Raw genomic sequence first — 26,941 nt, forward strand, 5'->3', positions numbered from 1 at the left:
TCGGCAAAGCCACCCAAACCCACCAGGGAGAAGCCGCGAAACTTGACCGCCACCTGACCCCAGACCACCATCAACCCGGGTCACTTCTCAGTGGAAATCCAGGGTCACTTCTCGACGGAAATCAACACTCAGGACACCGATCGCGACGTAAGGGAGCTGCTTGCCCAGCAGATACTCGCCGACCGTCGCCGGCGACGCGTAGACATTCGCGATCGACCCCATCTCCTTCTCCCGCACGACGCCAAGGGCCGTCAGCATCGCCGGGAAGATGATCAGCAGCAGCATGATCGATCCCGGCGTGATCGCGAAGACGGAGCGAAAGTCCTGATTGTAACGAAAGCGCGGCTCGACCCGCAGCGTCTCGGCCGGCAGTCCGTTGGCGCTTCGCGCGGCGCGCGCGAGCTCGCCGGCATAAGTCTGAAGCGTGCCAAGAATGTAGGCGCGCGCGGTCTCGGCGGGGAAGGTGTTGCCGCCGTCAAGCCAGAAGCCGACTTCAGGTCGGTGGCCTTGCAACAGGTCGCGGCCGAAGCCCGGCGGAATGTCGACCGCGAATTTGAGTTCGCCGGCGCGCAGGCGCCGGTCGATCTCGACATCCTCCTTCAGGCGCGCCTGCTCGACGAAGTACCGCGAGTTCGAGAATTGGTCGAGGAAAGCCCGGCTTTCCAGCGACTGGTCGCGGTCGAGCACCGCGTAGCGCAGGCCTTCGATGTCGAAGGAAATCCCGTAGCCGAAGGCGGCCATGAGCAGGAGCGGACCAATCAGCGCGAAGGCCAGCCGGATGCGGTCCCGGCTGAGTTCGAGCGCCTCCCGGCGTGCGAATGTCCAGATCCGCTTCATGGAAGCGAGCCTCGGCTTCTGCACCGCCCTGGCATCGTCATCCCGCATCGCTGAGCCGGGCTCGACCGCGCTGCGCGCATCACTCACAGCCGCCTCTTCGGTCCCGGTAGCCGCCGCATCCTCCAGATAGGCGACAAAGGCATCCTCGAGGCTCGCGGCGCCCCGCGCGGCCTGGAGCTCGCTTGGAGCGCCGACCGCCAGCACGCGGCCCGCATGCATGAGAGAGACGCGGTCGCACCGCTCGGCCTCGTTCATGAAATGCGTCGAGATGAAAATCGTCACCCCGTCGCGGCGCGACATCTCGAGCAGCAGGCTCCAGAAGCGGTCGCGGGCCGCCGGATCGACGCCCGAGGTGGGCTCGTCCAGAATGAGGACATCGGGACGATGCAGGCATGCCGCCGCCAGCTGAAGGCGCTGGCGCATGCCCAACGGCAAGGCGTCCGGCAGCGTCCCGGCGACATTAGCGAGTTCGAAGCGCGACAAGGCCTCCTCGACCCGCTCACCCAGCCCCTTGCCGCCGATGCCGCACAGCCGCTCGTGCAGTTCGAGATTGCCGCGCACGGTCAGTTCTTCGTAGAGCGAAAAGGATTGCGAGACGTAGCCGATGCGCGTCCTCGTCGAGATGTCGCGCGCATCGACCGGCTTGCCCAGGAGCTCGGCACGTCCTTCGGTTGCCGGCAGCAGCCCGGTCAGCATCTTCATCGTCGTCGTCTTGCCGCAGCCATTGGAGCCGAGGAAGCCGAAGATCTCGCCGCGCTCGATGCGAAAGCTCACATGATCGACCGCGGTGAAATCGCCAAAGCGCATCGTCAGGCCCTCGGCCACGATGGCAGGCGGTCCGCCGTCCGCTTCGGGACGTGGCACGGACGGCGCCACCCGCGCCCCGCGCCGCTCCGGGCGTTGCAGCTCGATATAGGCCTGTTCGAGAGTGGCTGCGCCGGTGCGCGCCAGCAGTTCAGCCTGGCTCCCGTCGGCGATAATCGCGCCATCGTCGATGGCCACGATGCGATCGAAGGCTCCGGCCTCCTCCATGTAGGCCGTTGCCACGATCACCGTCATGGTCGGCCGCTCGGCCTGGATGCGCGCGATCAGCGTCCAGAACTGGCGGCGCGACAACGGATCGATGCCGGTCGTCGGTTCGTCCAGGATGAGGTGATCCGGATCATGCACCAACGCACAGCAGAGCCCCAGCTTCTGCTTCATCCCGCCGGAGAGCTTTCCCGCTGGCCGATCGGCAAAGGCAAACAACCCGGTGACCCGCATGAGCTCGTCGATGCGCCCACGCCGGCGCTCATCCGGCTGGCTGTAGAGCCGGGCAAAGAAGTCGATGTTCTCGTAGACCGACAAGGTCGGATAAAGATTGCGTCCGAGCCCTTGCGGCATGTAGGCGATGCGGGGCGCAGCCTCGCTTCGGTGCGCCGCCGAGGCCATGTCGCCGCCCAGCACGCTGACAGAACCGCGCTGAATGCGGCGAACCCCCGCGATCAAGCCGAGTAACGTCGACTTGCCGACCCCGTCAGGACCGACAATGGCGAGCTTGCAGCCAGCAGGGATGGTCAGAACCAGATCGCGAAGAGCGACCACCTTCCCATAGGAATGCTGGACACCCGACAGGCTGACGGCGGCGGGGTCAGCCTCCATCGGGCAGCCTCGGCGCAAGCTCGGCCGGCCAATTCGCGTCTCCCGTCACCGGGACATAGGCGTTGCCGGTCATACCCGCCTTCACATAGCCGCGCTCGGAGGCGACCAGCGCCGGGTCGATATGCAGCTTGACGCGATACATCAGCTTCTCGCGCTCGTTCGCCGTCTCGACGAATTTCGGCGTAAACTGCGCGTCGGCGGAGACGAAGGATACGGTCGCCGGGAGGACAAATCCGCCCGGGCCATCCAGCACGAGGCGCGCCTGCGAGCCCACCGCCACGCGACCGGCGGAGGCCGTCGGCAGATAGATCGTCATATGCGCATCCGAGAGATCGAACACCGTCAGCACCCGGCCTCCGGCGCCGACAACCTCGCCAGTTCGCGCCAGACGATACTCGACGCGGCCAGACACCGGCGCCCTCAAGGTCATGTCGGCGATGGCCGCCTCAATCTGATTGACCTGCGCCTCGGCGACTTCGACCGAGGCCTTGGCGTCCTCGACCGCGGCCTTCGCGGTCTGCAATGAGGCCCGCGAGATGTCGCGTTGCGCCGTCCGGCGATCAAGCTCAGCCTGTGTCGACGTGTTGGTCCGCATGAGCTCAACCACACGCTGGAGCTCGACCTGCGCAAGATTGAGCTCGGCCTCGCGCAGCGCGACGCTCGCCTGCGCGCTGGCGACGCTCTGATGGCTGCGGTGGACCGCTGCGCGGGCCGCCGTCAGTTGCGCCTGGATCTCGCTCGTGTCGAGCCGCGCGAGCACATCACCCTTGCTGACATTGGCGCCCTCGTCGACCAGCACTTCCGCCAGACGCCCGGCATATTTGCTGGTGATGTCGACCCGCTCGACCTCAATCCTGCCGTTCACCCGCGCGAGGCCCGCCGGCACGCGGTTCTGTGTTCCAAGCCAATAGACATAGGCTCCTGCTGCCGCGGTCGCGACCAACACGGCGATGACGACAATGGGCGATCTGCGCACTTTATGGTCCCTCGAACAGCGAGCGCCCGCCAAGCAGGCCGATCCGGCGGTGTTTGATCCCCATCATTCGACCAGAGCGAGGCCTGGCCGTCCCGGCGCCTCGCGTTCGAGACCGGTAGTCAGCTTGGCAAGGTCATCGGGCCCCAGCGTTTCGCGCGCAAGAAGTTCGCGCGCACTGCTTTCCAGCACCGAACGGTTGCGCTCGAGGATCGAACGGGCCTTCTGGAAGGCGCGGTCGATCAGGTCTTTCACCATGTGGTCGATGGCCTCGGCCGTCTCATCGCTGTAGGTGCGCGGACGCCAGACCGGGGTCTGGCCGACAAGGAAGCTGCCCGTCTCCGGCTCATAGGCGACCTGTCCGAGCTCCTTCGACATGCCGAACCGGACCACCATGTTGCGCGCGATGTCCGTCGCCTTGACGAGATCGTCCGCCGCGCCCGTCGAAATCTCGTCGAACACCAGGCTTTCGGCGGCCCGGCCGCCAAGCAGCACCGCCATGCGATCCTGCAACTCGGACTGACTCATGAGGAAACGATCTTCGGTCGGCCGTTGCAGCGTGTAACCGAGCGCCGCGATGCCGCGCGGGATGATCGAGACCTTCTGCACGACGTCGGTCTGCGGCAGCGCCATGGCGACGAGCGCATGACCCATCTCGTGATGCGCCACGATCTGGCGCTCGCGCGGAATGAGAATCCGGCTCTTCTTTTCCAGGCCCGCGACGATGCGTTCCACGGCCTGCGTGAAATCGTCGAGCACGGTGGTGCTCGCGCCGCGGCGTGTGGCGACCAGCGCGGCTTCGTTGACGAGATTGGCGAGATCCGCGCCGGTGAAGCCTGGCGTGAGCGCGGCAACCGCCGCCACATCGAGTTCCGAGGCCACGCTGATCTTCTTCAAGTGCACGTTGAGGATGTCGATGCGGCCCTGACGGTCGGGGCGGTCGACCAGGACCTGTCGATCGAAACGGCCGGCCCGCAGCAGCGCCGGATCGAGAATCTCGGGCCGGTTCGTCGCCGCCAGCACGACGATGCCGACGCTCGGGTCGAAGCCGTCCATCTCGGCGAGAAGCTGGTTGAGCGTCTGCTCCTTCTCGTCATGTCCGCCGCCGGGCATATCGACGCCGCGGGCGCGGCCGAGCGCGTCGAGTTCGTCGATAAACACGATCGCCGGGGCCTGCTCGCGCGCCTGCTGGAACAGGTCGCGCACGCGCGAAGCGCCGACGCCGACGAACATCTCGACGAATTCGGAGCCGGTGATCGAGAAGAAGCGAACGCCCGATTCGCCGGCGACGGCGCGCGCCAGCAGCGTCTTGCCCGTCCCCGGCGGTCCAACGAGAAGCAAGCCCTTGGGAATGCGCGCGCCGAGGCGGCCATAGGTCCCCGGGTCCTTGAGGAAGCCCACGACTTCGGCGAGTTCCTGCTTGGCTTCATCGACGCCCGCCACATCGGCGAACGTCACCTTTACAGACTTCTCGGCATAGACCTTGGCACGGCTACGGCCGATGCTCATCAGGCCGCCATGCTGCCCGGCCATCATCGGGCGCAACAGGAACATCCAGATCAGCACGAACATCGCCGCCGGCATCAGCCACGACAGCAGGTTTTCGAAGAGGCCCGGCGCCGGTTGCCCCGAGAAGGAAATGTTGCGCCTGGTCAGCACGTCGGCGATCTGCGGATCGACGCGAACCGTGGAGAAATGTTGAGGGGCGTCCTTCTCGATCGGCGGCTTGTACGCGCCGGTGATCTCCGTCGGTCCGACGACCAGGTCGGTGACGCCGTCCTTTTCGATCAGGCCCTGGAATTCGCTGTACGGGATGACCTTGATGTGACCTTGGCCGACAAGCAGGTCCCGGATCAGCAGAACGGCGAAGAAGACCGCAATAAAGTACAGGATGTCGAACTTGAAGACCCGCTTGGCGGGCGCTTTATTGTCATTCTCCATCGGCCGCATTCCCGTACTTCTTTGGCGCGCGACGGGCCAATGCGGTTGATACCATCAGCCAGGCACGGCATCGTTCGACGCATCTGTGAGCGTCAGGACCGATGGAGGTTCGCTGCTGAAGGCGAACCCGGGCCCCGCTCGGCCCTGAAAATGCGCGCCCGGGACGGCCGAAACTTTAACTCAGATCAAGATTGCGTTCGGAAAGTCGCTGACCACCAAACGATAGGCACGCCATCGCGCACGAGCGGAAATGCCGCTCGAACGCGTCGGCCGGGCCGGTACACAACGGCGAGAACTTAATCTCGATTAAAGAATCGAGCGGCCGCGCGGGCTTTATCGAGAGCCTGTCTTCGCCTTTGCGCAAGAAATCATGAAGCCGCGCCCGCGTTCTGATGCAGGCCGAGACGAGACGACGAAAGACGAAGAATGGCCACTGCCCCCGCCCAGAAGATTTCCGCCCCCGTTATCGTTCCTCTTCCCGGCAACGAGGCCTTTGCGCAAGCGCTTGCAGACGCCGGCGCTGGCGAGCTGGGCGCGATCGAAACCCGCAACTTCCCGGATGGCGAAACCTATGTGCGCCTCGCGACGGACGTTGCGGGAAAAGCGGTGCTTTTGGTTTCGACGCTGGCGCGCCCCGACGAGGGATTCCTCCGGCTCGTCTTTCTTGCCGACGCGGCGCGGTCGCTCGGCGCGGCCACGGTCACCTTGGTCGCCCCCTATCTTGCCTATATGCGCCAGGACCGCCGCTTCCGGCCGGGCGAGGCCATCACGTCACGAACCTTCGCGCGCCTGATATCCGCCAGCTTCGACCGGCTCGTCACCGTCGATCCGCATCTGCACCGCTATCCGGCCCTTTCGGCGCTTTATGAGATCCCGGCGCTGACGCTGCATGCCGCGCCTCTTCTGGCGGACTGGATCGCCGCGTCGATCGCCAAGCCGCTCGTCATCGGCCCAGACGAGGAAAGTGAGCAGTGGGTCTCCGCGATCGCGGCGCGGATCGGGGCGCCGCACGCGGTGCTACGCAAGATCCGGCATGGCGACCGCGACGTCGAGATCGCGTTGCCGGACCTTTCGCGATGGAACGGGTTGCAGCCCGTTCTGGTCGACGACATCGCTTCGTCGGGCAACACCCTCATCGAAGCGGCAAGCAAGCTGCCCCCGCTCGGATTTGCCCGTCCCGACGTCGCCGTCGTGCACGGCATCTTCGCCGGCGACTCCTATGCGAGGCTGGCGCCGCTTTGCGGCAGGATCGTCTCCTCCGACTCCGTCAGCCACCCGACCAACGTGATCGGGCTCTCGCGGCTGATCGCCGAGGCGCTTGCGGCCGCCGCCGCGCCCGATCCCGAACTTGTCCGTCATCGACGCCCGCCCGAGCCAGTCGATGACGTCGAACGCGCCGGCATCGATTCCTTTCCTGCAAGCGACCCTCCGCCCTGGACCGGCGGGGTCGCATGAGGCGGTCGATATCCAGAAAGCAGATCCATCCAGCAAAGGCAGCAGCGCATGGCCGAGACGACGTCATCAGCCTTCGAACCCTCTCCAGCCTTCGAACACTGGCGCGCCGGTTATGGCCCGATCACGCATAGCGACGAAACGGTCGAGCGCATTCGCGCCCTCGCGCAGTCGCCCAAGCTGAACCCCGACGCGCTTTACCGCCTGCTCGCCGCCGCCGACCGGCTGACCGCTGCTGCGATGTGGACGGTCGTCCACATGACCTATGCCAAGCGCGTCGACCTCTCTGGCGCGCCGTTGCCGGCCGACGCTTTCAAGGCGTCCCCGGAGGGCCATACCGGCGGATCGCTGAACATGGTCCCCGCCTTTGTCGGCTACCTCGCCGCGAACGCGCTCTCGGCCATTACGCGTTCCTGGATGATGGGACAGGGCCATTGCGTCGCCGCGATCGAGGCGATCAATGCGCTCACAGGCGATGTCTCCGATGCGCAGAAGGGACGATATGACCGCAGCGAGGCGGGCCTGTCCCAGCTTGCCGCCGACTTCTATTCCTACGCCATCGACGCCGACGGCCGCCCGGCGGTGCCGATCGGCAGCCACGCCGGACCGAACACGGCCGGCGCCATCTCCGAGGGCGGCTATCTCGGCTTCGCCGAGGTCCAGTATGTCCATGCGCCGCTGCCGGGAGAGAGTCTGGTCGCCTTTCTGAGCGATGGCGCCTTCGAGGAGCAACGCGGCTCGGACTGGACGGCGCGCTGGTGGCGCGCTGAGGATAGCGGCCTCGTGGTGCCGATCATGATCCTGAATGGGCGACGCATCGAGGAGCGCGCGCAGATCGCGCAGCAGGGCGGCGCGGAGTGGCTCGCCGATCATCTCAGGCTCAACGGCTTCGATCCCTTCGGCATCGACGGCAAAGACCCGGCAGCCTTTGTCTGGGCGATCCTGACAGCCGAGGAACGCCTCGGCCGGTTTATCGCCGATCCGGCCCGCGCCTATCCCGCCCCTATCCCCTATGTCATTGCCGAGACGGTGAAGGGCTTCGGCTTTCCGGGCGCCGGAACGAACGCGGCGCACAACCTGCCACTCTCCGCCAACCCCTCGCGTGACGCCGGTGCCCGCAAGGCCTTCAACGACGCGGCGCGCGCCCTGTTCGTAACGCCTGACGACATCGAGGCGGCGGTCGCTGCGCTCGCCGTCCACGGAAAGCAGAACCGGCCAGCGGAGAGCCGCCATCCGCTCGCGGTTCGTCATCCGGCAGGGCCGGACCTGCCTGCGCCGGGCTGGACCGAGATCGGCGCGCCCGCCGATTGCGCCATGCATGCGCTCGATCGCTGGTTCGTGCGTCTCGTCGACGCCAATCCCGCCCTGCGGGTGCGCGTCGGCAATCCCGATGAGCTGAGCTCCAATCATATGGGGGCGACCCTTGAGCGACTGCGCCATCGCGTCAACGCGCCGGAGACCGGCGTCGCCGAAGCACGCGACGGCGGCGTGATCACGGCGCTGAACGAGGAGGCGGTTGCCGCCGCCGCCCTTGCGAACAAAGGCGGTCTCAACCTCATCGTCAGCTACGAAGCCTTTGCGATGAAGATGCTCGGCGGCCTGCGGCAGGAGATCGTGTTCGCGCGCCGCCAGCGCGAGGACGGCAAGGAACCGGGCTGGATTTCGGTGCCGCTGGTCGTCACCTCGCACACCTGGGAGAACTCGAAGAACGAGCAGTCACACCAGGACCCGACGCTCGGCGAGGCGCTTCTGGGCGAGATGTCCGATACGGCGCGCGTGCTGTTTCCCGTCGACGCCAACAGCGCCGTCGCCACCATGGCCTCGGTCTTCGGCGGCCGCGGACAGGTCGCCGGCGTGATCGTCTCCAAGCGGGACATGCCGCATCGTTTCGACGGCGAGGCCGCGACCCGCTTCGTCGCCGATGGCGCCGCCCCGATCGAAGGGCAGAGCGAGGACGCGCAATTGCAGATCGTTGCGATCGGCGCCTACCAGCTCGAAGAGGCGCTCAAGGCCGCACGCCGTCTGAAAGAGCACGGACGGCGGGTTCTGGTGACGGCGATCAACGAACCGGGCCGCTTCCGCATCCCGCGCGACCCGATCGAGGCGCGTTTCGTGGCGACGGACGACGCGCTGAACCGCCTCTTCCCTGTCGGCGTCCCGCGGCTGATCGTATCGCACACCCGGCCTGAACCGGTGCTCGGCCTTTTGCGCCGGCTCGACGGCGGGCCGAAGCACACCGCGGCCCGTGGCTATATCAGCCGTGGCGGCACGCTCGACGTCGCCGGCATGCTGTTCGCCAACCGCTGCTCATGGGCGCATCTGATCGAGGCGGCTGCTCCCCTGGCCGGCTGGTCGCGTGAGGAGTTTCTGACGATCACCGAACGCAACGCCATCGATGGGAAAGGTTCACCCGCCGATCTGTCCACCCCCACGCATTGAAGGACGACATGCTGACACTCACTTCCCTCGGCGGCGCCGGCACCGTCACCGGTTCGAAACATCTCCTTGCCAACGGCGACAAGCGCATCCTGATCGACTGCGGTCTGTTTCAGGGCCTCAAGAACCTGCGCGAGCTGAACTGGGAGCCGCTGCCGATCGCACCGGCAAGCATTGACGCCGTGATCCTGACGCACGCCCATCTCGACCATTCGGGCTATCTTCCAAAGCTGGTGCGTGACGGCTTCCGCGGGAGGATCTACGCGACGTCCGCGACGCGCGATGTGTCGGAACTCATCCTGAAGGACAGCGGGCACCTTCAGGAGAAAGACGCCGAATACGCCAACCGCAAGGGCTTCTCGAAGCACAAGCCGGCGCTCGCGCTCTACGGCATCCATGATGCCGAGCGCAGCCTCGAGTTCTTTTCGACCGTGCCCTTCGACAAGCCGGTCAAGCTGCCCTTCGGCGCGACGCTCACCTTCCGCCATGCCGGACACATCCTGGGCGCCGCGACCGCCGAGGTCGAATGGGGCGGGCGCCGCATCGCCTTCTCCGGTGATCTCGGCCGCTATGACGATCCGGTTCTGCCCGATCCGGTCCCGGTGCCGGAGGCGGATTACGTTCTGATCGAGTCGACCTATGGCAACCGCGTTCACGATCCCGCCGATCCGACCGAAGCGCTCGGCGCTGTCGTCGAGCGGACGATCGCGCGCGGCGGGACGGTCGTCGTTCCCGCCTTTGCCGTCGGACGCGCGCAGTCGCTGCTCTACCATCTGTGGAAGCTCAAGACGGCCGGCCGCTTGTCGAAGGTGCCGATCTATCTCGATAGTCCGATGGCGATCGACGCTACCGACCTTCTCCACGCCCATCGCGAGGATCATCGCCTGACGCCGGAGCAATGCAAGGAAGTCTGCGCGATTGCGACCTATACGCGCGACGTCGACGGCTCGAAAGGCATCACGGCGAGCCCCTACCCCAAGGTGGTGATCTCGGCGAGCGGCATGGCGACTGGCGGCCGCGTCCTCCATCACCTGAAGGCCTTCGCGCCCGACGCCCGCAATACGATCCTGTTCTCCGGTTTCCAGGCGGCCGGCACGCGCGGCCGGGCGATGCTGCAAGGTGCGCAGGAGACCAAGATCCATGGCGAGTGGATTCCGGTCCGTGCCGCGGTCGAGGAGCTGTCGATGCTGTCGGCGCATGCCGATTCCAACGAGCTCGTGCGATGGCTTTCGGGCTTCCGGCGACCGCCGTCTCGTGTCTTCATCGTGCACGGCGAAGACGAGGGCTCCGAAGCCCTGCGCGTCCGCATCGACCGGGAGCTCAAATGGAACGCCGTCGTTCCCCGGCAGAACCAGAAGTTCGATCTATGACGTCTGCCGACACTACGATTCCCACCCAACCGATGCTGCGGGTCCGCCGCATCCGCCTGCACACGCAGCACCAGGCTGTGGTCGTCATGCGAACCGATTGCCACGTCTGCCGGTCGGAGGGCTTGTCGGCCCGCTCGCAGGTGCTGGTTTCGAACGGCAAGGGTCAAGTCCAGGCGACCTTGTTCCAGGTCGATGGTGACGACCTCATCGCCATCGACGAGGTCGGCCTCTCCGAGACCGCGTGGGAACGGCTCGGCCTTAACGACGGAGATGCGGTCCGTGTCAGCCATGCGCCCGCGATCGACTCGCTCGCCAGCGTGCGTCAGCGCATCTATGGCAATCGGCTCGACGCACGCGCCTTTGCCGACATCCTGCGGGACGTGGTGGCCGGACGCTATACGGAGGTCCACCTTGCGGCCTTTCTGACCGCGAGCGCGGCCCTACCGCTCGACGAGAACGAGACGGCCGATCTGACGGGCGCCATGGTGGATGTTGGTGAGCGGATGCGATGGGACGCGCCGATCGTGGTCGACAAGCACTGCGTCGGCGGCCTTCCTGGTAATCGGACCACGCCGATCGTGGTCGCGATCGTCGCCGCGAACGGCCTGGTCATGCCCAAGACCTCGTCGCGCGCCATCACCTCCCCGGCCGGCACCGCCGACACGATGGAAACGCTGGCGCCGGTGGAACTTGACATCGCCACGCTGAGGAGCGTTGTGGAGAGCGAAGGCGGCTGTGTCGCCTGGGGCGGCGCCGTGCATCTGAGCCCCGCCGACGATATCTTCGTGCGCGTCGAGCGCGAGCTCGACATCGACACCGAAGGCCAGCTCGTCGCCTCCGTCCTGTCGAAGAAGATTGCGGCGGGTTCGACCCATGTCGTGATCGACATTCCCGTCGGACCCACAGCCAAGGTGCGCGGCGAAGACGCCGCCAGCCGCTTGGCGGAGCGCTTGAGCGCGGTCGCGAGCCGCTTCAACCTCGCGACGACCTGCGTCCAGACCGACGGCTCTCAGCCTGTCGGGCGCGGCATCGGCCCCGCGCTCGAGGCGCTGGACGTGCTTGCCGTCCTGAACAATGCGCCCGACGCGCCCGACGATTTGCGCCGCCGCGCCGCCGCTCTGGCTGGAGCAGCACTTGAGATCGGCGGCAAGGCCGCGAAAGGACAGGGCCTCGACCTCGCGCTCGCAACGCTCGCCAGCGGCCGGGCCTGGTCGAAATTCGAGGCGATCTGCCAGGCCCAGGGCGGCCTTCGTGTGCCGCCCAAGGCGTCCTACATCCATCCGCTGACGGCTGCCCGTGCCGGTCGCGTGGTTCATATCAACAACCGCAAGCTCTCCCGGCTCGCCAAGCTCGCGGGTGCGCCGGAGGCGAAAGCGGCTGGCGTTCACATGGAGGTCAGGCTCGGCGACGAGATCGATCGCGGCCAGCCGCTCCTCCATGTCCACGCCGAGACGACCGGCGAGCTCGCCTACGCGCTCGATTACGCTTCGCGCGCGGGCGACATCGTCGAGGTCGAGGCTTGAGATGGCGTTGGCCAGGATCGATGCGTCGAGCGCATCGACCGGACGGATTTCCTCTCGCCCATCGGCTCATGCATTGGATGCTGCTGGTTCTGTGTCTCGTCCAGGTGCCGACGGCCTGGGCGATCCAGCGCACCCATATGGCGCACGTGTTCATGAAGCCGCGTCCCATCGACCTGTTTCTGCATCAAGTGCATGCGTGGAGCGGTTGGGCGATTCTCGGCCTTGTGATGGCGCAACTTGTGCTGCGCTTCACTTACGGTCGGCCAGCGCCCGTGCCGGGCTTGTCCCCCTTCGAGCGCATGAGTGCCGCCGCCATGCATGCGGCGCTCTATGCAGTCCTGGTCGCGCTGCCCGTCACCGGCACGATCGCCATGTATCTGACGTTTCGGATCGCGCCGGTTCACAGCCTGCTCAGCTGGACGCTGCTCGCTCTCGTCCTCCTTCACGCCGGCGCCGCGCTTTGGCACCATTTCTGGCGTCGCGACGAGGTCTTGTGGCGCATGATCCGAAAAGTGCGATGACGCTCGCCTCGCGCCAGGGCCGCCGATCTTCGGGAGGTTGGCGATGGAATCGCTGATCGCGAAGCTCGGCCTTGCCCTTGCCATCGGCCTGCTGGTTGGCCTCGAGCGTGGGTGGCGCGAGCGCGACGCGCCGGATGGGACGCGCACGGCCGGTATCCGCACCTATGCGATCACAGGTCTGCTAGGGGGATTGTTCGCGACACTGGCCCGCAGCCTCGAGGCGCCTTCGGTACTGATTGCCGGCCTCATCGCCTTCACAGCTGTCTTTGCCTGGTACAAAGGCCGCGAAGCCGTCCATAATGCAGATTTCAGCGTAACCGGAGTCGTCGCGGGGCTCGGCGTGTTCGTCCTCGGCGCTCTGGCGGTCGTGGGCGACCACCGCGCTGCTGCCGCTGGGGGCACCGCGCTTGCCGTCCTCCTCGCCAGTCGCGATCTCCTCCATGGCTTGCTCAGACGCATCTCATGGATCGAGCTGCGCGCCGCGCTGGTGCTCGCTGTCATGACAGCGATCATCCTGCCCCTGCTTCCCGCAGAGCCGATCGATCCCTGGGGCGGCTTCAACCCTCGCCAGGTGTGGCTGTTTACGGTGCTCACCGCCGCGATCTCCTTCCTCGGCTATATTGCCGTGCGAATCCTTGGCACCACGCGGGGCGTGCTCGTTGGTGGACTGGCGGGCGCGGTCGTCTCGTCCACGGCTGTTACCCTCGCATTGGCGCGCACGGCGGCGGCGGGGGAAAATCCCTGGCCACTTGCCGGTGCGGCGACACTCGCCTCAGCTGTCTCGGTCCTGCGCGTCGCCGGCATCGTGGCCATCGTCGCACCCGCGGTCCTCGGCGTCGCCGGCCTTGCTATTCTCGCAGCCGTCGCCGGCTTGGCGATCTGCGGCGGCGTCTTCCTCAGCCGAGGTCACCTTGCGGCGACCGGCGACAGTGCGCCGCGCAATCCCTTCGAGCTCGCGCCTCTTCTCGCTTTCGCGGCGCTGTTCGCCGTCGTCTCGACCATCAGCGCTGCTGCGTCGGGATATGCCGCTGGAACTGTTGCGACGTCGGCGGTCTCGGGAACCTTCGATGTCGACGTTGCAGTCTTGAGCGCGCTGCGGCTTCTTGGATCGACCGCTGATATCGAGACCGTCGGGCACGCCGTCCTGATCGCGCTTGCAACCAATGCCGCCGGCCGCCTGCTCGTCGCCGGTGCGACCGGTCCCGTCCGCTTTTGGCTTCCTCTCGCGATCGCCACCGCGCTGGCGGGTGCGGCCGGCTTCGCAGCTTTCATGGCGCTGCCGCACTTCGGTTGGCCCGGAGCGATGCCAATCCTGCGGTGACAGAGGCGGCCGAAGGTCTCAGCACGCCGATCGATGGCGGCTGGATGAGCAAATGCCCCGACAGATTGATCCCGATCAATCATCATCGAAGCGTGCTAAGATATTCTTCTAGAAACAGGTGCTCAAGGCAGATGGGTTTACTGGCCAGTGGTGTCGGTTGCATGAGAACGGCGCTCGTGGCCGTGCTCGTGTTCGCCTTGGTCGGCATGTCGGCCGCAAGCGCGCACGCCATGCCCTGCCCGAACGCGGCGCATTTGGTCGAGCACGCGTTGGGCAGCGATGGCGCGGGCAGTACTGTCGGCGTCCATTCTCAGACTGACGCCATCGACAAGCTGGTCCCAACTCACGCTGACCGCTGTTGCACATCGGTGTGCAGCCTTTGCAACGCGCCCGCAGTCACGGGATCGGACGAGAGGCCGCGGCCGATGTTGGTCAAGCATCGACTCGACCGTGGCGACCCGATCGCCGGCATTGTTGTCCGCCAGCCGCACAAACCTCCTCGACGCTGATCCAGCCCCCCGATGCTTTGGGGTTCGGCGCGCGCCCTCGCAGTGCGCTCAATCAGCACGCTTGGCCTATTCAGGCACGATGAGGATTTACGATCATGAACAGACGCAGTTTTCTCAACACCATGATGAGCGGCGCGGCCGCCCTCGGGACTGGCGCCCTTGCTCGTCCCGCGATCGGCTGGGCGCAAACGCCGGCCGGCCGCTCACCCACCAAGCTCGCGGCTGCGAGCCGCACCATCGAGGTCAATGGCCGCGCCGCACGCGTCTTCGGCCTGCTGCAACCCGATGGCACGCATGGCCTGACATTGGATGCGGACGCGCTCTTCGACGTTGAGCTTACGAACGAGATCGGTCAACCGACGCTCATTCACTGGCACGGACTGACGCCGCCGTGGGAGGCGGACGGCGTGCCGGACAATCCCTTGCCGTTGCTCAAACCGGCAACCAGTCATCGCTACACGTTCCCCGTCGGCGACGGCGGCACGCACTGGATGCACGCCCACACGCTGCAGGAGCAGAATCTGCTCGCAGCCCCGCTCATCGTCCGCCGGGCCGCCGATCGGGCGCGCGACGAGCAGGAGGTCGTCATCCTCCTGCACGATTTCTCTTTCACGCCCGTCGAAGAACTGCTCGCGCGGTTGCAGCAAGGCCAAGGCCACGACGCGGGCAAGAAATCAGGCGATATGGCCGGCATGCCGATGATGAACCACGCCGGGATGGGGCACGGCGACATGGGCAAGATGTCGATGGGGGCGATGCCTGGCATGCAGATGGCCGGAATGGACCTCAACGACATCGACTACGATGCTTATCTCGCCAACGAGCGAACGCTCGACGACCCCGAAATCGTGCGCGTTGAAAAGGGCGGTCGCGTCCGCCTTCGCATTATCAACGGCGCAACCGCGACGGGCTTCACGATCGATACCGGCGCGCTCAAGGGTACACTTCTCGCGGTCGACGGCCAGGACGTCGAACCGATCGTGGGCTCGACCTTTCCGGTCAGCATGGGGCAGCGCCTCGACATCTCTCTCGCGCTGCCGACCGGCGAGGGCGCCTATCCCGTGCTTGCGCTGCGCGAGGGTGCGGCCGAACGAACGGGCGTGATCCTGGCCACGTCCGGATCCACAATAAAGCGCGTCGCCAAGGCGGGTGACGTGGCCGGGCCGATCGTCGGGGCCGACCTCGAGCAGCGACTGCGCGCGCAACATCCTCTGGAGGCGAAGCCGGCGGATCGCAGGTTCACGCTGACGCTGACCGGCCAGATGCAGGGCTATGCGTGGGCGATCGATGGTGGCGACGCGCTGCGTGCCAGGCGCCGGCAGCGCATCGAGATCACCATGCGCAACGCATCGATGATGTCGCATCCGATGCACCTGCACGGCCATCATTTCCAGGTCACCGCCATCAACGGCGCGAAGCTGGCCGGCGCGGTTCGCGATACCGTGCTCGTTCCGCCGGGGGCCTCGATGACGATCGTCTTCGACGCCAACAACCCCGGGACATGGCCACTGCATTGCCATCATCTCTATCATATGGCGACCGGCATGATGGCCTACGTCACCTATGAGGACCTTGGCTGAGCCGCGAGAAACCCGATGCCGGCATTATCGTCGGCATCGGGCAAGCGGCCAGCATTGAGTGCTGAACCAAGCCCTGCAAGGGCGCGAGAAGGTCAGCCGAAAAGCATTTCCTGTCCGATTTCTCCAAGTATCAGCGGCCCTATCGGAGGGCGGCAACCTTAACTTCGATCAAAGATCGTCGGCGCACACGCTGGCAACTTGGTGATGTCCGCCGCGCGGGTCGAGAGCGTCCCGCCGCGACCATTGACGCAACCTGTCGAGGAATATCTGCAATGACACAGGAGAGCTCCGTCCGCGTCGCGGTGAACGGATTCGGCGTCATCGGCAAGCGCGTGGCCGACGCCGTGCGCCTTCAGGATGACATGGAACTCGTCGGCGTCTGCGACGTCGCTAGCGATTGGCGCCTACGTTCGCTGGATCAGAAGGAAATCGCGCTCTATGCGGCTACCGATGAGGCGCACGGGGCGATGACGGCAGCCGGCCTCACGGTCGCCGGTCCCCTCGATGCACTTCTCGAACAAGCCGACGTCATCATCGATTGCACGCCCAAGCATATCGGCGCCGCCAATGTCGAGCGCTATCGTTCTCGGCGTATCAAGTTCATCCTGCATGGCGGCGAAAAGCACGCCGTGACCGGACATTCGTTCGTTGCCGAAAGCTCCTTCGCAAGCGCCATCGGTCGCGAGTCGACTCGCGTCGTGTCCTGCAACACCACATCCATCGTTCGCACTCTCTCGGCGCTCAAGCGAGCTGGTCTCCTGAAGCGCGCGCGCGGAACGCTCCTGAGGCGCGCCACCGATCCCTGGGAAAGCGATGGCGGCGGCATCATGAACACGCTCGTGCCCGAGCCGAAGATCCCAAGCCATCAGGGGCCCGACGCGCAAAGCGTCGATCCCGAGCTCGATGTCGTCACCATGGCCGTGAAGGTGCCTGAGACGCTTGCTCATCTCCATTACTGGGCGGTCCAACTGACTCGCCCTGCCGATAAGGAGGAGGTGCTTCAGGCCTTCCGGCGGTCCTCGCGCATTGCTTTGATCCGGACCACGGACGGGCTCGGCGCCATCAACACTGTGAAGGAACTGATGGCCGATCTCGACCGACCCCGCGACAATCTTTACGAAGTGGCGCTGTGGGAGGATATGCTGCGCACCGAAGGTGACGAGCTTTTCTACGCCTATATGGTCGACAACCAGGCGATCGTCATCCCCGAGACGATCGACGCGATTCGCGCGCTCACCGGCCTCGAACCCGACGCCCACGCGTCCATCGCGCGCACGAACGCTTCGCTCGGCATCCGCCAACGGTTCTTCTGAGGTCATGGGCGGCATCGGTCATCAAGCGGGGCCGCCGACGTGATCTTCCGGTTCGTCAAGATCCTCGCCGCGGCCGCCTCGCTGATCCTGCTTTATTGGGCCGAACGCCGCCGCGGCGTCGATGCTGACGCCTCGGCGCTGCCATCCCGTTTGCGGCGGACGCTCGATGATCTCGGCGGCAGCTTCATCAAGATCGGACAGGCCCTCAGCATGCGGCCCGATCTGTTCCCGGAGGCATATCTGCGGCAGTTACGCGACCTCCGCGAACACGCCCGGCCATTCTCCACGCAAGAGGCGAAACCGGAACTCGAACACGCGCTGGCTCGCCCGCTCGGCGACGTGTTCCGGTCCTTCGACAGCGAGCCGTTTGCCGCTGCGTCGATCGCGCAAGTTCATCATGCCACCCTGCCCGACGGCAAGGACGTCATCGTCAAGATCCGGCGTCCGCACATGCGCGAGCGCATCGATGGCGACATGCGCATTCTCGTTGCCGTCGCCCGGCTCGCCGGCACGGCGATCCCCAGCCTCCGGCGCTTACAACTCGAGCGCCTCGCCTGCGAGATCTGGAGCAATCTCAGGCGCGAAACCGATCTTCTGCAGGAAGCGCGCAATATCCGGCGCTTCTGTGAGGCCTATAAGCAGCGCACCGACGTCTATGTGCCAGAAGCGATCGAAGCGCTATGCAGGGAGTCCATCCTCGTACAGGTCATGAGCCACGGCCGATCGATCGAGGATCCGGCGGTGGTGCAGGACGGTCCCCGCATCGCGGGCGTTCTCGTCGATTTCTATCTCGAGCAGTTGCTGAAGAACGGGCTGTTTCACGGCGACCCTCATCCCGGCAACCTCTTCCTGATGGAAGACGGCCGGATCTGCTTTCACGATTTCGGCCTTGTCGGCTACCTCGACCGCACCACAAGGCGCAATCTCAGACTATTCCTGCAGGCCTTCGTTCAGCAGGACGCTGGCTGGATGCTTGACGCCGCCATCGAGCTCTCGCTGATCGACCGGACAGCCGATCGAGCGCTTTTCGTACCCGGCATTGAAGAGATTCTCAGCGACTATTCATCGCTTCCCCTCAAGGATTGGTCGATCGCCGACGCCTTTCTGAGAGTGATGCGGCTCGGCGACGGCGCCCATGTCGTGGTGCCCTACAACCTCATGGTCCTCGTCCGCGCGCTGTTTCTGATCGAGGGTTGCCTGCGCCGGCTGGACCCGGACTTCAACGTGCTCGATAACCTCATCGCCAAGGGTGAAGCCGCGATCGCCGATACGCTGGGCGGCAGCCCCGAGCGCGCTGCCATGGCGCGCCTCAAGACCGAGCTCGCGCTCTCGGCCCAGGATCTGCCGGCGTTGCTTGCTTCGCTGCTGCATCGCGCCCATCAGTATGGGAAAGAACCTGCTCTCGGGCTGCGCATCGGGCATTCGGAGGAAATCGAGCGGAGGCTGGATCGTCGCGCGGGGCTCTTGGCGCTCGCGCTCCTGTCGGCTGGCCTGCTGGTCGCGTCCGCCCTGCTGGCGCAAGTAAATGCCGGCCCCCACGTGCTGGGGATGCCAGCGGCGGCCCTGATCGGCTTCGCTCTCGCGATCTGGCTTTGTCTGCGCGTCGCGCGCTCGGCGCGATCGCTCTGGCAAGGTTGAGTGCCCGGGCGATTACGCCGGGGCGGGCGTGGCACGCATGCGCCAGATCAGCGCCAGGAGATAGGCGGAGATCGCCGCGCCGCCAAAGCAGAACACCGAGATGTAGGCGTAAGAGAAAAACACGTAGGTGACGATGAGGACGCCGGCGACGAGTAAGCCGAATGTCTTGATCTTCCAGTCGCGCACCACCAGGAACGGTACGATGACCACGGTGACATAGATCGCATAGGTCACGATCCGGGAGACCAGGCCGTCGAGCAGATTGATGTCCTGGTAGCGGACTGCCCAGCGCAGGAACGTCGTGGTTAGCCAGCCGTCATGGACAAAGTACGGAACGAACTGCAGGCCGCCGAGCATCGCGCCGGCGATGACGAACAGAAGGATGATATTGCGCCGCGCGCCGCGCTCGAGAAAATACGCCGAGACTGGCACCCAGATCGGCCAAGCAATCCATGTGAAGAACATGTAGAGCAGCGAGTACTGAGCGACATGGTGTGCATTGCCGGCGTGGCCCTCGATCCAGACCAGTCCTTCCACCAATTGTTGCAGGCCGAACAGAAAAGGCAGCGTGGCGATCATCAGGTAGCGGCGATCCCGCCGCCAGGCCGATGCGGCGGCGACGGCTCCGGCCGGGATGAGGACGGCCGCGGCGGCGAGACTGACCTCTGCGGACAGGCACATCTCAAGCAGCCCCGACCAGATTGACGGCGCGTCCGGCTGCAAAGCCTTCGATGTTGGCGATTGTGGTCTCCATGATGCGCGCCAGGGCCGCGTCGGTGTTGTAGGCATTGTGCGGCGTGACCAGGACGTTGGGGAATCGTAGCAGCACGTGATTGGCGACAAGCGCCTTGAGATCAGACGCATCGACCGTCTTGTCGTGGCGAAAGATCTCGGCTTCCTCGCGGATCAGCGGCTCCTGCGGCAAGACGTCGAGACCGGCCGCGCGCAGCTTGCCGTTCGCCAGCGCCCGAACCAGCGCTTCGGAGTCGACCACATTGCCGCGCGCCGTATTGATGAGGATGGCGCGATCTTTCATCGCCGCGAATTGCCGCTCGCCGATCAGTCCCACCGTCGATGGCGATGACGGCACATGCAGCGTCACCACATCGGCCTGCGCCAGGATCTCGTCGAGCGGTCCATAGGTGAAGCCCAGCCGTGTCGCGGCAGCCGCGTCCTCGACCTGATCGAAGGCGACGACACACATGCCGAAGCCGCGCGCGATCTCGATCGTACGGCGCCCGATGCGCCCTGTCCCGACAACCGCGATGACCTTGTCACGCAATTCGAGGCCGCGCGTGCCGGCCATTGAGAAGCCGCCGCGCCGCGTGAGCGCGACGCTCTCAACGATGTTGCGCGCCAGCGCCAACAGCAGAGCGAAGGCGTGTTCGGCGACTGTCGCATCCCCGTAATCCGGCACATTGGCAATGGCGACGCCGTGCTCGCGGCAGGCGGCCAGATCGATATGGTCGTATCCCGCCGAACGGGTTGCGATGAGCTTCAGCTCGGGCAGCCGATGGATGATGCCGGCATCGAGGCGGGAGGTCACGAAAGGACTGATCACCTCCGCGTCCTTGAATTCGCCGACCGTCGTGATGTTGAGCGGAACCGTCGTGCAGCGGACGTCGTGCTGACGCATCAATCTAGCGCAGGCTTTCTTCTCCCAGTCCTCCGCCTCGAACAGAACAACCCTCATCCAGACTCCTTCTCGACCGTCAGATCATCCTTAAACCCCGATCCCACCACGCTGTCGACCACCATCCGCACGACGTCGATCTCCTCCTGGGAGCGCATGGCGCCCGTTACGTGCACCCGGCCGGCCGCGACATGGAGCTCCGGCTGCCGGCGCAGCACGGTGCCAGCCTCCTCGAGCCGTGCGTGCAGCGCGCGCAACACGGCCGCATCACCCCGGACCTCGGCATCAGGTCCGCCGGCCGAAATGACCTTGAGCAGGTCTGCCCGGCTGACGATGCCCACCAGCTCCGCGCCGCGCAGCACTGGTAGACGCTTGATGCGATGAACACCGAGGAGCTGCGCCACCTGCGACAGCAGGGCATCCTCCTCGATCGTCAGGACTGGCGACGACATGAGCGCGCCAACCTTCCAGCTCCGGCTTCGGACATAGGCACGGGCGCGCGCCTCCACGCCACCATCTGCGAAGGGCGTTCCAAGCTCGGAGCGCCGCAGCAGGTCGCCTTCGGTGAGCAGGCCGACCAGGGCTTGGGCGTCATCCAGCACCGGCAGGCCGCTCACATGTTCACTGAGCATGATCTGCGCGGCGTGCCAGACGCTGTGCTCGGGGCTGATCGTGACCACCCGGGTCGACATCACATCCCGCACGCGCATCGCTTGTCTCCCGGTCAACGCAAGTAGGCTTCGGTGACGTAGCGCCGCATCATCCGATGAGAGTTGAAGGACGGGCCGATCTTGCTGATCGCCTGCTTCATCATCCAGATCCAGCGTCCGCGATCACCGTCGTAAAGCGGAAGCACCACGTCCCTGAGCTTGTCGTACAGAGCGCCAGCGTCATTCGCGTCGGCGCCATTGCTGGGGATCGACCAGCCCGTCACGCCGTCGACGCAGCCCTCGATCCACCAGCCATCGAGGACGCTGAGATTGAGCACGCCGTTGAGCGCGGCCTTCATCCCGCTGGTGCCGGAGGCCTCGAGAGGCGGCAGCGGCGTGTTCAGCCAGACGTCGCAGCCAGCGACCAGCGCCGCCGCGATGTCGAGATTGTAGCCGGGCACAAACACCGCCTGGACCACACCGTCCAGCGCCTCGATATGCGCGCCGAGCGATCGGATCGCCTCCTGCCCGCCGCCGTCGCTTGGATGCGCGAGGCCGGCCAGCACCATCTGAAACGGGCGATTTTTCGCTATCTCCCGCAAACGGTCCAGGTCGGAGAAGATTAGCTCTGGGCGCTTGTAGGCGGTCATGCGCCGCGCATAGCCGATCAGTGGCAGATCGGGACGCAGCTGCTTGCCCGTCGCCTGTGCGATGCGCGCCAACAGATCGCGCTTGGCGTTTTCGTGCGCCGCCCACAGCGCACGGTCGTCGATCTGGTCAGCGAAGGCGAGGACTTCGGGCTCATGGGCCCATTTCGAGAACTGCTGCTCGAAGAGCGTTGCGACAGCGCGGTGCGTCCATCGATGAACATGGACGCCGTTGGTGATCGAGGCGATCTGATAACCTGGAAAGAGTTTGCGCGTCGTCTCCGCATGCCGGCGGGCGACGCCGTTCACATAGCCGCTGAGGTTCAGCGCCAGCCGCGTCATGTTAAGTTGATCGACGCCGGCCAGATGCGTCAGGACATCACGTTCGATGTAGTCGCCGAGGACGCGGTCGACGAGATCATAGTCGAATTTGTCGAATCCGGCCTCTACGGGCGTGTGCGTCGTGAACACACAGCGCTCGCGAACCGCCGCGATGTCATAACCGCGGACCGGATCCGACGCACCATCAACGTCTGGCCGCTGGGTCTCCCGCAGCAGAGGCAGCGTCAGCAGCGCGGCGTGACCTTCGTTGAGATGATACTTCTTGATGCGGAAGCCGAGCGCGCGCAACACGCTCTGGCCGCCAATGCCGAGCACGATCTCCTGCTTCAGCCGATAGGCCTGATCGCCGCCATAGAGCGTATCGGTGATCCGGCGATCCTCGACGGCGTTCTGCTCGAGATCGGTGTCGAGCAGCACGACCGGAACGACATGCCCGAGCGGGCATTCCAGCCCATAGAGCCAAGGGCGCACCCATACGGCGCGCCCCTCGATCGACACCGCCACCATCTGCGGTAAGGCTGTCGCGAAATCCTGTGGCACCCACGGGTCGGGCTTGCTGATCTGCCCATGACGGTCGTCGATCGCTTGCCGCACATAACCCTGCCGGCTCACGAGCGTAACGAACACCATCGGCAGATCGAGATCGGCGGCCGAGCGCACCGAGTCCCCGGCGAGCACCCCCAGCCCGCCGCTATAGGTATGCATCTCGGCGCGAAGCGCGATCTCCATCGAGAAATAGGCAAAGCGCGTCCGCCGGATAGACCGATCGAGAAAATCCAAGAATGCTCTCCCGGCGTGAGGCCGCCCGATTATTTCTTCTTCTTGGCAGCTGCTGCGGCCTCACCCGTCGCTTCGGGCTCGGCGCCCTCCCCCGCGATCTCGGTTTCGGCGCGTAGCCAGTGCTCGACGTCGTGGCCCTCCGGGCAACCCTCGTGTACCCAGATCTCATACGCCCGCAGCTCGATCTTCGGCCGAAGGACATTCTGCTCCGGGGTGGCCTGCGCTTCTGACATGATCCTGCTCCTTCATCGATGTCGGACTGTGTTAGGCGCCCGGCAGCTTCCGCTCGCGACGCGCCGTCATCGTTGATGGATGTTAAAGATCGCAGCGGCCGCTGCTTCTTTCAGTAGCGCGCGAAAACCTGTCGCCCGCGCGGACCAAACAGCACCACGTCATAGCGCTCCGCTTGACCGCCGGTCTCCATGCCCGGCGATCCCATCGGCATGCCGGCGACGGCAAGGCCCGTCGCCTCCGGCCTTTCGGCCAGGACGCGGAAGATCTCCTTCGCCGGCACATGGCCTTCGATCACATAGCCTGACAGCGTCGCCGTGTGACACGATTGCAGATCGGCCGGCACGCCGAGCCGTGTCTTGAGAGGCGCGAGATCGTCCAGGAGCTTGTCCTCCACCGAAAAACCGGCCTGGCGCAGATGGGCGATCCAGGCCGAGCAGCAGCCGCAGCTCGGCGAACGCGTCACCTCAATCGGCGTGCCGGCGGCCGAGACGCTGGTGATGCCGCTGAGTGAAGCACCGAGCCCTCCGGCGAGGCCGATGAATTTCCTGCGGCTGAACGTCACGTTTGTCTCCCTGGATACGAAAGCATGGTGCTGCTCGATCATGGCGCGCTATCGATGGCGCCGCGCGAGCGGCGCGGCTTGCCCGCCTCGCCCTGTTCCAGATCGGCGAGGATCGGGCAGTCGGGACGATTGTCTCCCGAGCAGCAGGACGCCAGATGCTCCAGCGTTGCCGCCATTTCCTCCATCTCCTGGATGCGCCGGCGCAGATCGGCGATGCGCGCCAGCGCGATACGCTTCACATCCGCGCTTTGCCGGCTGCGATCCCGCCAGAGCTGCAACAGCTCCTCGATCTCCGCCATCGAGAAGCCGAGGTCGCGCGAGCGCCGTACGAAACGCAACATGTGCACGTCGGTCGTCGAGTAATCGCGATAGCCGGCCGCGGAACGGCCCGCCTTCGGGATCAGACCGCTTTGCTCATAGTACCGGATCATCTTGGCGCTGACGCCAGAAGCGCGCGCCGCCTCGCCAATATTCACGCCGCGCTCCTTTCCAGGGCCGCAGATGCACCCGTCGCATCTCTGCCCCGCCGGTTCGCGGCGTCATGCGTGCCCGGCACAAGCCGCGGACGGAAGCGCCGCAGCCGCAGCGCGTTGCCGAGCACGAACACGCTCGACAGCGCCATCGCGCCCGCGGCCAGCACCGGCGACAGCAGGATGCCGAATGCCGGATAGAGCACGCCGGCGGCGACCGGAATGAGCACGACGTTGTACGCGAAAGCCCAGAACAGGTTCTGCCGGATGTTACCGATCGTGGCCTTCGACAGTGCGAACGCATCGGCGACCCCCTTGATGCTGCCCGACATCAACACCACGTCGGCCGCCTCGATCGCGACATCGGTGCCGGTGCCGACCGCAAGCCCGACATCGGCTTCCGCCAGCGCGGGCGCATCGTTGATGCCATCGCCGACGAAGGCGAGCCGGCCATAGGCTTGCTTGAGGCGACGGACCGCTTCGACCTTCCCTTCCGGCGGCACCTCGGCGACGACCTCGTCGATGCCGAGTTGACGTGCGATGGCGCTGGCGGTCCGGGCATTGTCGCCGGTGATCATGGCGACCTTCAGCCCCAGACCGTGCAACGCCGTGATCGCATCGGGGCTCGTGGCCTTGATGGGATCGGCGACCGCGATGATGGCGGCAAGCTTGCCGTCGATCGCCGCATAGAGCGGCGACTTGCCCTCGTCGGCGAGGCGGCTCGCGGTCGCCGCAAACGGCGCGACGTCGAGGCCAAGCGAGCGCATGTAGCGATCGGCGCCGATCTCCACGCGCACACCGCCCGCATCCGCGGTGACGCCGAAGCCGGTGATCGACTCGAACCGGCTGATCTCTGGCAGGCGCAGCCCCTCCTGCGCTGCCGCATCCACGATCGCCCGCGCGATCGGGTGCTCGGACTTCGCCTCCACGGCGGCGACCCGCGCGAGGACCGCGCCGCGCTCGAATCCCTCGGCCACGTCGAGATCGGTGAGGACCGGCCGGCCTTCGGTCACGGTGCCGGTCTTGTCGATCGCCACCACCCTGGCATCCTTCAGCAATTGCAGCGCCTCGCCCTTGCGGAACAGCACGCCCATCTCGGCGCCGCGTCCGGTGCCGACCATGATCGAGGTCGGCGTGGCCAGCCCCATCGCGCAGGGGCAGGCGATGATGAGGACGGCGACCGCATTGACGACGGCGAAAGTCAGCGCCGGGTCGGGCCCGAAGATGAGCCAGATCACAAATGTCGCCGCCGCCACGGCCATGACCGCCGGCACGAACCACATCGTCACCCGATCCACCAGGGCCTGGATCGGCAGCTTCGATCCCTGCGCCTCCTCGACCATGCGAATGATCTGCGCGAGCACCGTCGCATCACCGATCGCGGTTGCCCGGACGCTGAGCGCGCCCTTCTGGTTCACCGTGCCCCCGACGACGGTGCTCCCGGCCGCCTTGGCCACCGGGATCGGCTCGCCTGTGATCATCGATTCATCAATGTAGCTCCCGCCCTCGAGCACGTCGCCGTCGATCGGCACGCGCTCGCCGGGCCGGACCTCGACCACGTCGCCCGCCACCACCTCGCCGATGTCGAGATCGACGATGCTGTCGCCGCGCCGGACATGCGCGATCCTCGGCTGCAAGCCGACCAGGCGCTTGATCGCTTCCGACGTCCGCCCCTTGGCGCGGGCTTCGAGGAAGCGGCCGAGCAGGATCAAGGTGACGATCACCGCCGCGGCCTCGTAATAGACGTTGACCGTGCCGGGCGGCAGAATCTGCGACGCAAAGGTCGCGACGAGCGAATAGAAATAGGCCGCCAGCGTGCCGACGGCGACGAGCGAGCTCATGTCCGGCGCGAACCGCGTCAGGGCCGGCAAGCCCTTCGTGTAGAACCGTCGCCCCGGCACGAACAGGACCAGGGTCGTCAGCACGAACTGGAGATACCAGTTCGTCTGCATGCCGATGGTTTGCATGATCAACTCATGGATCGCCGGCACGAGATGCGAACCCATCTCCAGCACGACGATCGGCGCGCTCAGCAGCGCCGCTACGGTGAGATCGCGCTTCAGCCCGGCGGTCTCCGCCTCCTTGCGCGCGACCGCCGCTGCATCCGGCGATCCGGCAGCGACGACGCGGGCGTCGTAGCCGGCATCCTCGATGGCCTTGACGAGCAGGGCCGTGTCGAACAATCCTTCGATCGTCGCACGCTCGGTGGCAAGGTTCACCCGCGCGGCCGCGACACCAGGGACCGCCGCCAGCGCCCGCTCGACCCGCGCCACGCAGGAGGCGCAGGTCATGCCTTCGATGGCGAGTTCGGTTCGTGTCGATGGCACGGCATAGCCGGCATCTTCGACCGCGGCGACCAACGCCCCATAGGCGATCGGCGCTTCGGCCGTGACCTCGGCCCTCTCGGTTGCAAGGTTGACGCTGGCACTTTCGACGCCAGGCACGGCCTTGAGCGCCTTCTCCACACGTCCCACGCAGGACGCGCAGCTCATGCCCTCGATCGGCAAGATCACTGCGTTTCTGCCGGCAGAGACGTCCCTTACTGGCGCGTTCATGGCCCTATCCTTC

20 protein-coding genes are annotated in these 26,941 nt (G+C 65.9%); 9 read left to right on the top strand and 11 right to left on the bottom strand.

Features of this window, described 5'->3' with window-relative positions:
• Positions 1-87: 87 nt before the first annotated feature.
• From rbbA to ftsH, 3 genes are read right to left on the bottom strand one after another with little or no spacing between them, the layout of a single operon-like run.
• The gene (rbbA, locus tag STARVERO_RS22085; protein ID WP_159602167.1) at positions 88-2,478 is read right to left on the bottom strand and encodes a ribosome-associated ATPase/putative transporter RbbA; all 2,391 of its coding nucleotides are present in this window, start codon (positions 2,476-2,478) and stop codon (positions 88-90) included.
• Entirely contained in the window at positions 2,468-3,487 is a 1,020-nt protein-coding gene (locus STARVERO_RS22090) for an HlyD family secretion protein (protein WP_210323649.1), read from the bottom strand. The genes rbbA and STARVERO_RS22090 overlap by 11 nt, the downstream gene beginning before the upstream one ends.
• Positions 3,488-3,517: 30 nt before the next feature.
• Positions 3,518-5,392, bottom strand: coding sequence for an ATP-dependent zinc metalloprotease FtsH (gene ftsH / locus STARVERO_RS22095; protein ID WP_159602169.1), 1,875 nt, complete (start codon positions 5,390-5,392; stop codon positions 3,518-3,520).
• 426 nt (positions 5,393-5,818) lie between these two features.
• Between ftsH and STARVERO_RS22100 the strand changes: the two genes are divergently transcribed.
• From STARVERO_RS22100 to STARVERO_RS22140, 9 genes are all read left to right on the top strand, one after another.
• Positions 5,819-6,847, top strand: coding sequence for a ribose-phosphate pyrophosphokinase (locus tag STARVERO_RS22100; protein WP_159602171.1), 1,029 nt, complete (start codon positions 5,819-5,821; stop codon positions 6,845-6,847).
• Between the two features lie 48 nt (positions 6,848-6,895).
• Positions 6,896-9,283, top strand: coding sequence for a phosphoketolase family protein (locus tag STARVERO_RS22105; RefSeq protein WP_159602173.1), 2,388 nt, complete (start codon positions 6,896-6,898; stop codon positions 9,281-9,283).
• Positions 9,284-9,291: 8 nt separating this feature from the next.
• Positions 9,292-10,650 (top strand): MBL fold metallo-hydrolase RNA specificity domain-containing protein, encoded by a 1,359-nt coding sequence (locus STARVERO_RS22110; RefSeq protein WP_159602175.1) that lies wholly within the window; start codon positions 9,292-9,294, stop codon positions 10,648-10,650.
• The gene (locus STARVERO_RS22115; protein ID WP_159602177.1) at positions 10,647-12,173 is read left to right on the top strand and encodes a thymidine phosphorylase family protein; all 1,527 of its coding nucleotides are present in this window, start codon (positions 10,647-10,649) and stop codon (positions 12,171-12,173) included. The genes STARVERO_RS22110 and STARVERO_RS22115 overlap by 4 nt, the downstream gene beginning before the upstream one ends.
• A gap of 20 nt (positions 12,174-12,193) precedes the next feature.
• On the top strand, positions 12,194-12,694 hold the full coding sequence (locus STARVERO_RS22120; protein WP_280178166.1) for a cytochrome b: 501 nt from the start codon (positions 12,194-12,196) through the stop codon (positions 12,692-12,694).
• A 43-nt stretch (positions 12,695-12,737) separates the two neighbouring features.
• A complete protein-coding gene (locus tag STARVERO_RS22125; protein WP_159602181.1) occupies positions 12,738-14,015 on the top strand; it encodes an MgtC/SapB family protein in 1,278 nt (425 codons plus the stop codon).
• Between the two features lie 604 nt (positions 14,016-14,619).
• Positions 14,620-16,104, top strand: a complete 1,485-nt coding sequence (locus tag STARVERO_RS22130) for a multicopper oxidase family protein (protein WP_159602183.1) — start codon at positions 14,620-14,622, stop codon at positions 16,102-16,104.
• A gap of 272 nt (positions 16,105-16,376) precedes the next feature.
• Positions 16,377-17,417: a type II glyceraldehyde-3-phosphate dehydrogenase gene (locus tag STARVERO_RS22135; protein WP_159602185.1), complete on the top strand. Its 1,041-nt coding sequence runs from the start codon at positions 16,377-16,379 to the stop codon at positions 17,415-17,417.
• A 39-nt stretch (positions 17,418-17,456) separates the two neighbouring features.
• Positions 17,457-19,055, top strand: a complete 1,599-nt coding sequence (locus STARVERO_RS22140; protein WP_159602187.1) for an ABC1 kinase family protein — start codon at positions 17,457-17,459, stop codon at positions 19,053-19,055.
• A 12-nt stretch (positions 19,056-19,067) separates the two neighbouring features.
• On the opposite strand, the gene STARVERO_RS22145 is transcribed toward STARVERO_RS22140, so the two are convergent.
• The 8 genes from STARVERO_RS22145 to STARVERO_RS22180 form a co-directional block, all read right to left on the bottom strand.
• Complete coding sequence (locus STARVERO_RS22145) at positions 19,068-19,736, bottom strand: DUF6629 family protein (protein ID WP_159602189.1); 669 nt, start codon at positions 19,734-19,736, stop codon at positions 19,068-19,070.
• 1 nt (position 19,737) lies between these two features.
• Entirely contained in the window at positions 19,738-20,748 is a 1,011-nt protein-coding gene (locus STARVERO_RS22150; RefSeq protein ID WP_159602191.1) for a hydroxyacid dehydrogenase, read from the bottom strand.
• A complete protein-coding gene (locus tag STARVERO_RS22155; protein ID WP_159602193.1) occupies positions 20,745-21,398 on the bottom strand; it encodes a CBS domain-containing protein in 654 nt (217 codons plus the stop codon). Before STARVERO_RS22155 ends, STARVERO_RS22150 begins: the two co-directional genes overlap by 4 nt.
• A gap of 14 nt (positions 21,399-21,412) precedes the next feature.
• The gene (gene glgP / locus STARVERO_RS22160) at positions 21,413-23,107 is read right to left on the bottom strand and encodes an alpha-glucan family phosphorylase (RefSeq protein ID WP_200837949.1); all 1,695 of its coding nucleotides are present in this window, start codon (positions 23,105-23,107) and stop codon (positions 21,413-21,415) included.
• 29 nt (positions 23,108-23,136) lie between these two features.
• Entirely contained in the window at positions 23,137-23,340 is a 204-nt protein-coding gene (locus STARVERO_RS22165) for a DUF2934 domain-containing protein (protein ID WP_159602195.1), read from the bottom strand.
• 110 nt (positions 23,341-23,450) lie between these two features.
• Positions 23,451-23,945 carry a DUF411 domain-containing protein gene (locus STARVERO_RS22170; protein ID WP_159602197.1) on the bottom strand — a complete coding sequence of 165 codons (495 nt, stop codon included), beginning with the start codon at positions 23,943-23,945 and terminating at the stop codon, positions 23,451-23,453.
• Complete coding sequence (gene cueR, locus STARVERO_RS22175; RefSeq protein ID WP_159602199.1) at positions 23,942-24,379, bottom strand: Cu(I)-responsive transcriptional regulator; 438 nt, start codon at positions 24,377-24,379, stop codon at positions 23,942-23,944. Before cueR ends, STARVERO_RS22170 begins: the two co-directional genes overlap by 4 nt.
• Positions 24,376-26,928: a heavy metal translocating P-type ATPase gene (locus tag STARVERO_RS22180; protein WP_159602201.1), complete on the bottom strand. Its 2,553-nt coding sequence runs from the start codon at positions 26,926-26,928 to the stop codon at positions 24,376-24,378. The genes cueR and STARVERO_RS22180 overlap by 4 nt, the downstream gene beginning before the upstream one ends.
• Positions 26,929-26,941: the final 13 nt, after the last annotated feature.

Source organism: Starkeya nomas, from assembly GCF_902703545.1.
GTDB classification, from domain to species: Bacteria; Pseudomonadota; Alphaproteobacteria; order Rhizobiales; family Xanthobacteraceae; genus Ancylobacter; species Ancylobacter moscoviensis.

Bases quoted from the DNA above. Each gene is read 5' to 3' on its own strand.
- STARVERO_RS22125 (WP_159602181.1), top strand. From the start codon at position 12,738: ATGGAATCGCTGATCGCGAAGCTCGGCCTTGCCCTTGCCATCGGCCTG.
- STARVERO_RS22115 (WP_159602177.1), top strand. From the start codon at position 10,647: ATGACGTCTGCCGACACTACGATTCCCACCCAACCGATGCTGCGGGTC.
- STARVERO_RS22100 (WP_159602171.1), top strand. From the start codon at position 5,819: ATGGCCACTGCCCCCGCCCAGAAGATTTCCGCCCCCGTTATCGTTCCT.
- STARVERO_RS22150 (WP_159602191.1), bottom strand. From the start codon at position 20,748: ATGAGGGTTGTTCTGTTCGAGGCGGAGGACTGGGAGAAGAAAGCCTGC.
- STARVERO_RS22105 (WP_159602173.1), top strand. From the start codon at position 6,896: ATGGCCGAGACGACGTCATCAGCCTTCGAACCCTCTCCAGCCTTCGAA.
- ftsH (WP_159602169.1), bottom strand. From the start codon at position 5,392: ATGGAGAATGACAATAAAGCGCCCGCCAAGCGGGTCTTCAAGTTCGAC.
- STARVERO_RS22135 (WP_159602185.1), top strand. From the start codon at position 16,377: ATGACACAGGAGAGCTCCGTCCGCGTCGCGGTGAACGGATTCGGCGTC.
- STARVERO_RS22145 (WP_159602189.1), bottom strand. From the start codon at position 19,736: ATGTGCCTGTCCGCAGAGGTCAGTCTCGCCGCCGCGGCCGTCCTCATC.
- STARVERO_RS22130 (WP_159602183.1), top strand. From the start codon at position 14,620: ATGAACAGACGCAGTTTTCTCAACACCATGATGAGCGGCGCGGCCGCC.
- rbbA (WP_159602167.1), bottom strand. From the start codon at position 2,478: ATGGAGGCTGACCCCGCCGCCGTCAGCCTGTCGGGTGTCCAGCATTCC.
- STARVERO_RS22165 (WP_159602195.1), bottom strand. From the start codon at position 23,340: ATGTCAGAAGCGCAGGCCACCCCGGAGCAGAATGTCCTTCGGCCGAAG.
- STARVERO_RS22120 (WP_280178166.1), top strand. From the start codon at position 12,194: ATGCGTCGAGCGCATCGACCGGACGGATTTCCTCTCGCCCATCGGCTC.
- STARVERO_RS22170 (WP_159602197.1), bottom strand. From the start codon at position 23,945: ATGATCGAGCAGCACCATGCTTTCGTATCCAGGGAGACAAACGTGACG.
- STARVERO_RS22180 (WP_159602201.1), bottom strand. From the start codon at position 26,928: ATGAACGCGCCAGTAAGGGACGTCTCTGCCGGCAGAAACGCAGTGATC.
- STARVERO_RS22110 (WP_159602175.1), top strand. From the start codon at position 9,292: ATGCTGACACTCACTTCCCTCGGCGGCGCCGGCACCGTCACCGGTTCG.
- STARVERO_RS22155 (WP_159602193.1), bottom strand. From the start codon at position 21,398: ATGCGCGTGCGGGATGTGATGTCGACCCGGGTGGTCACGATCAGCCCC.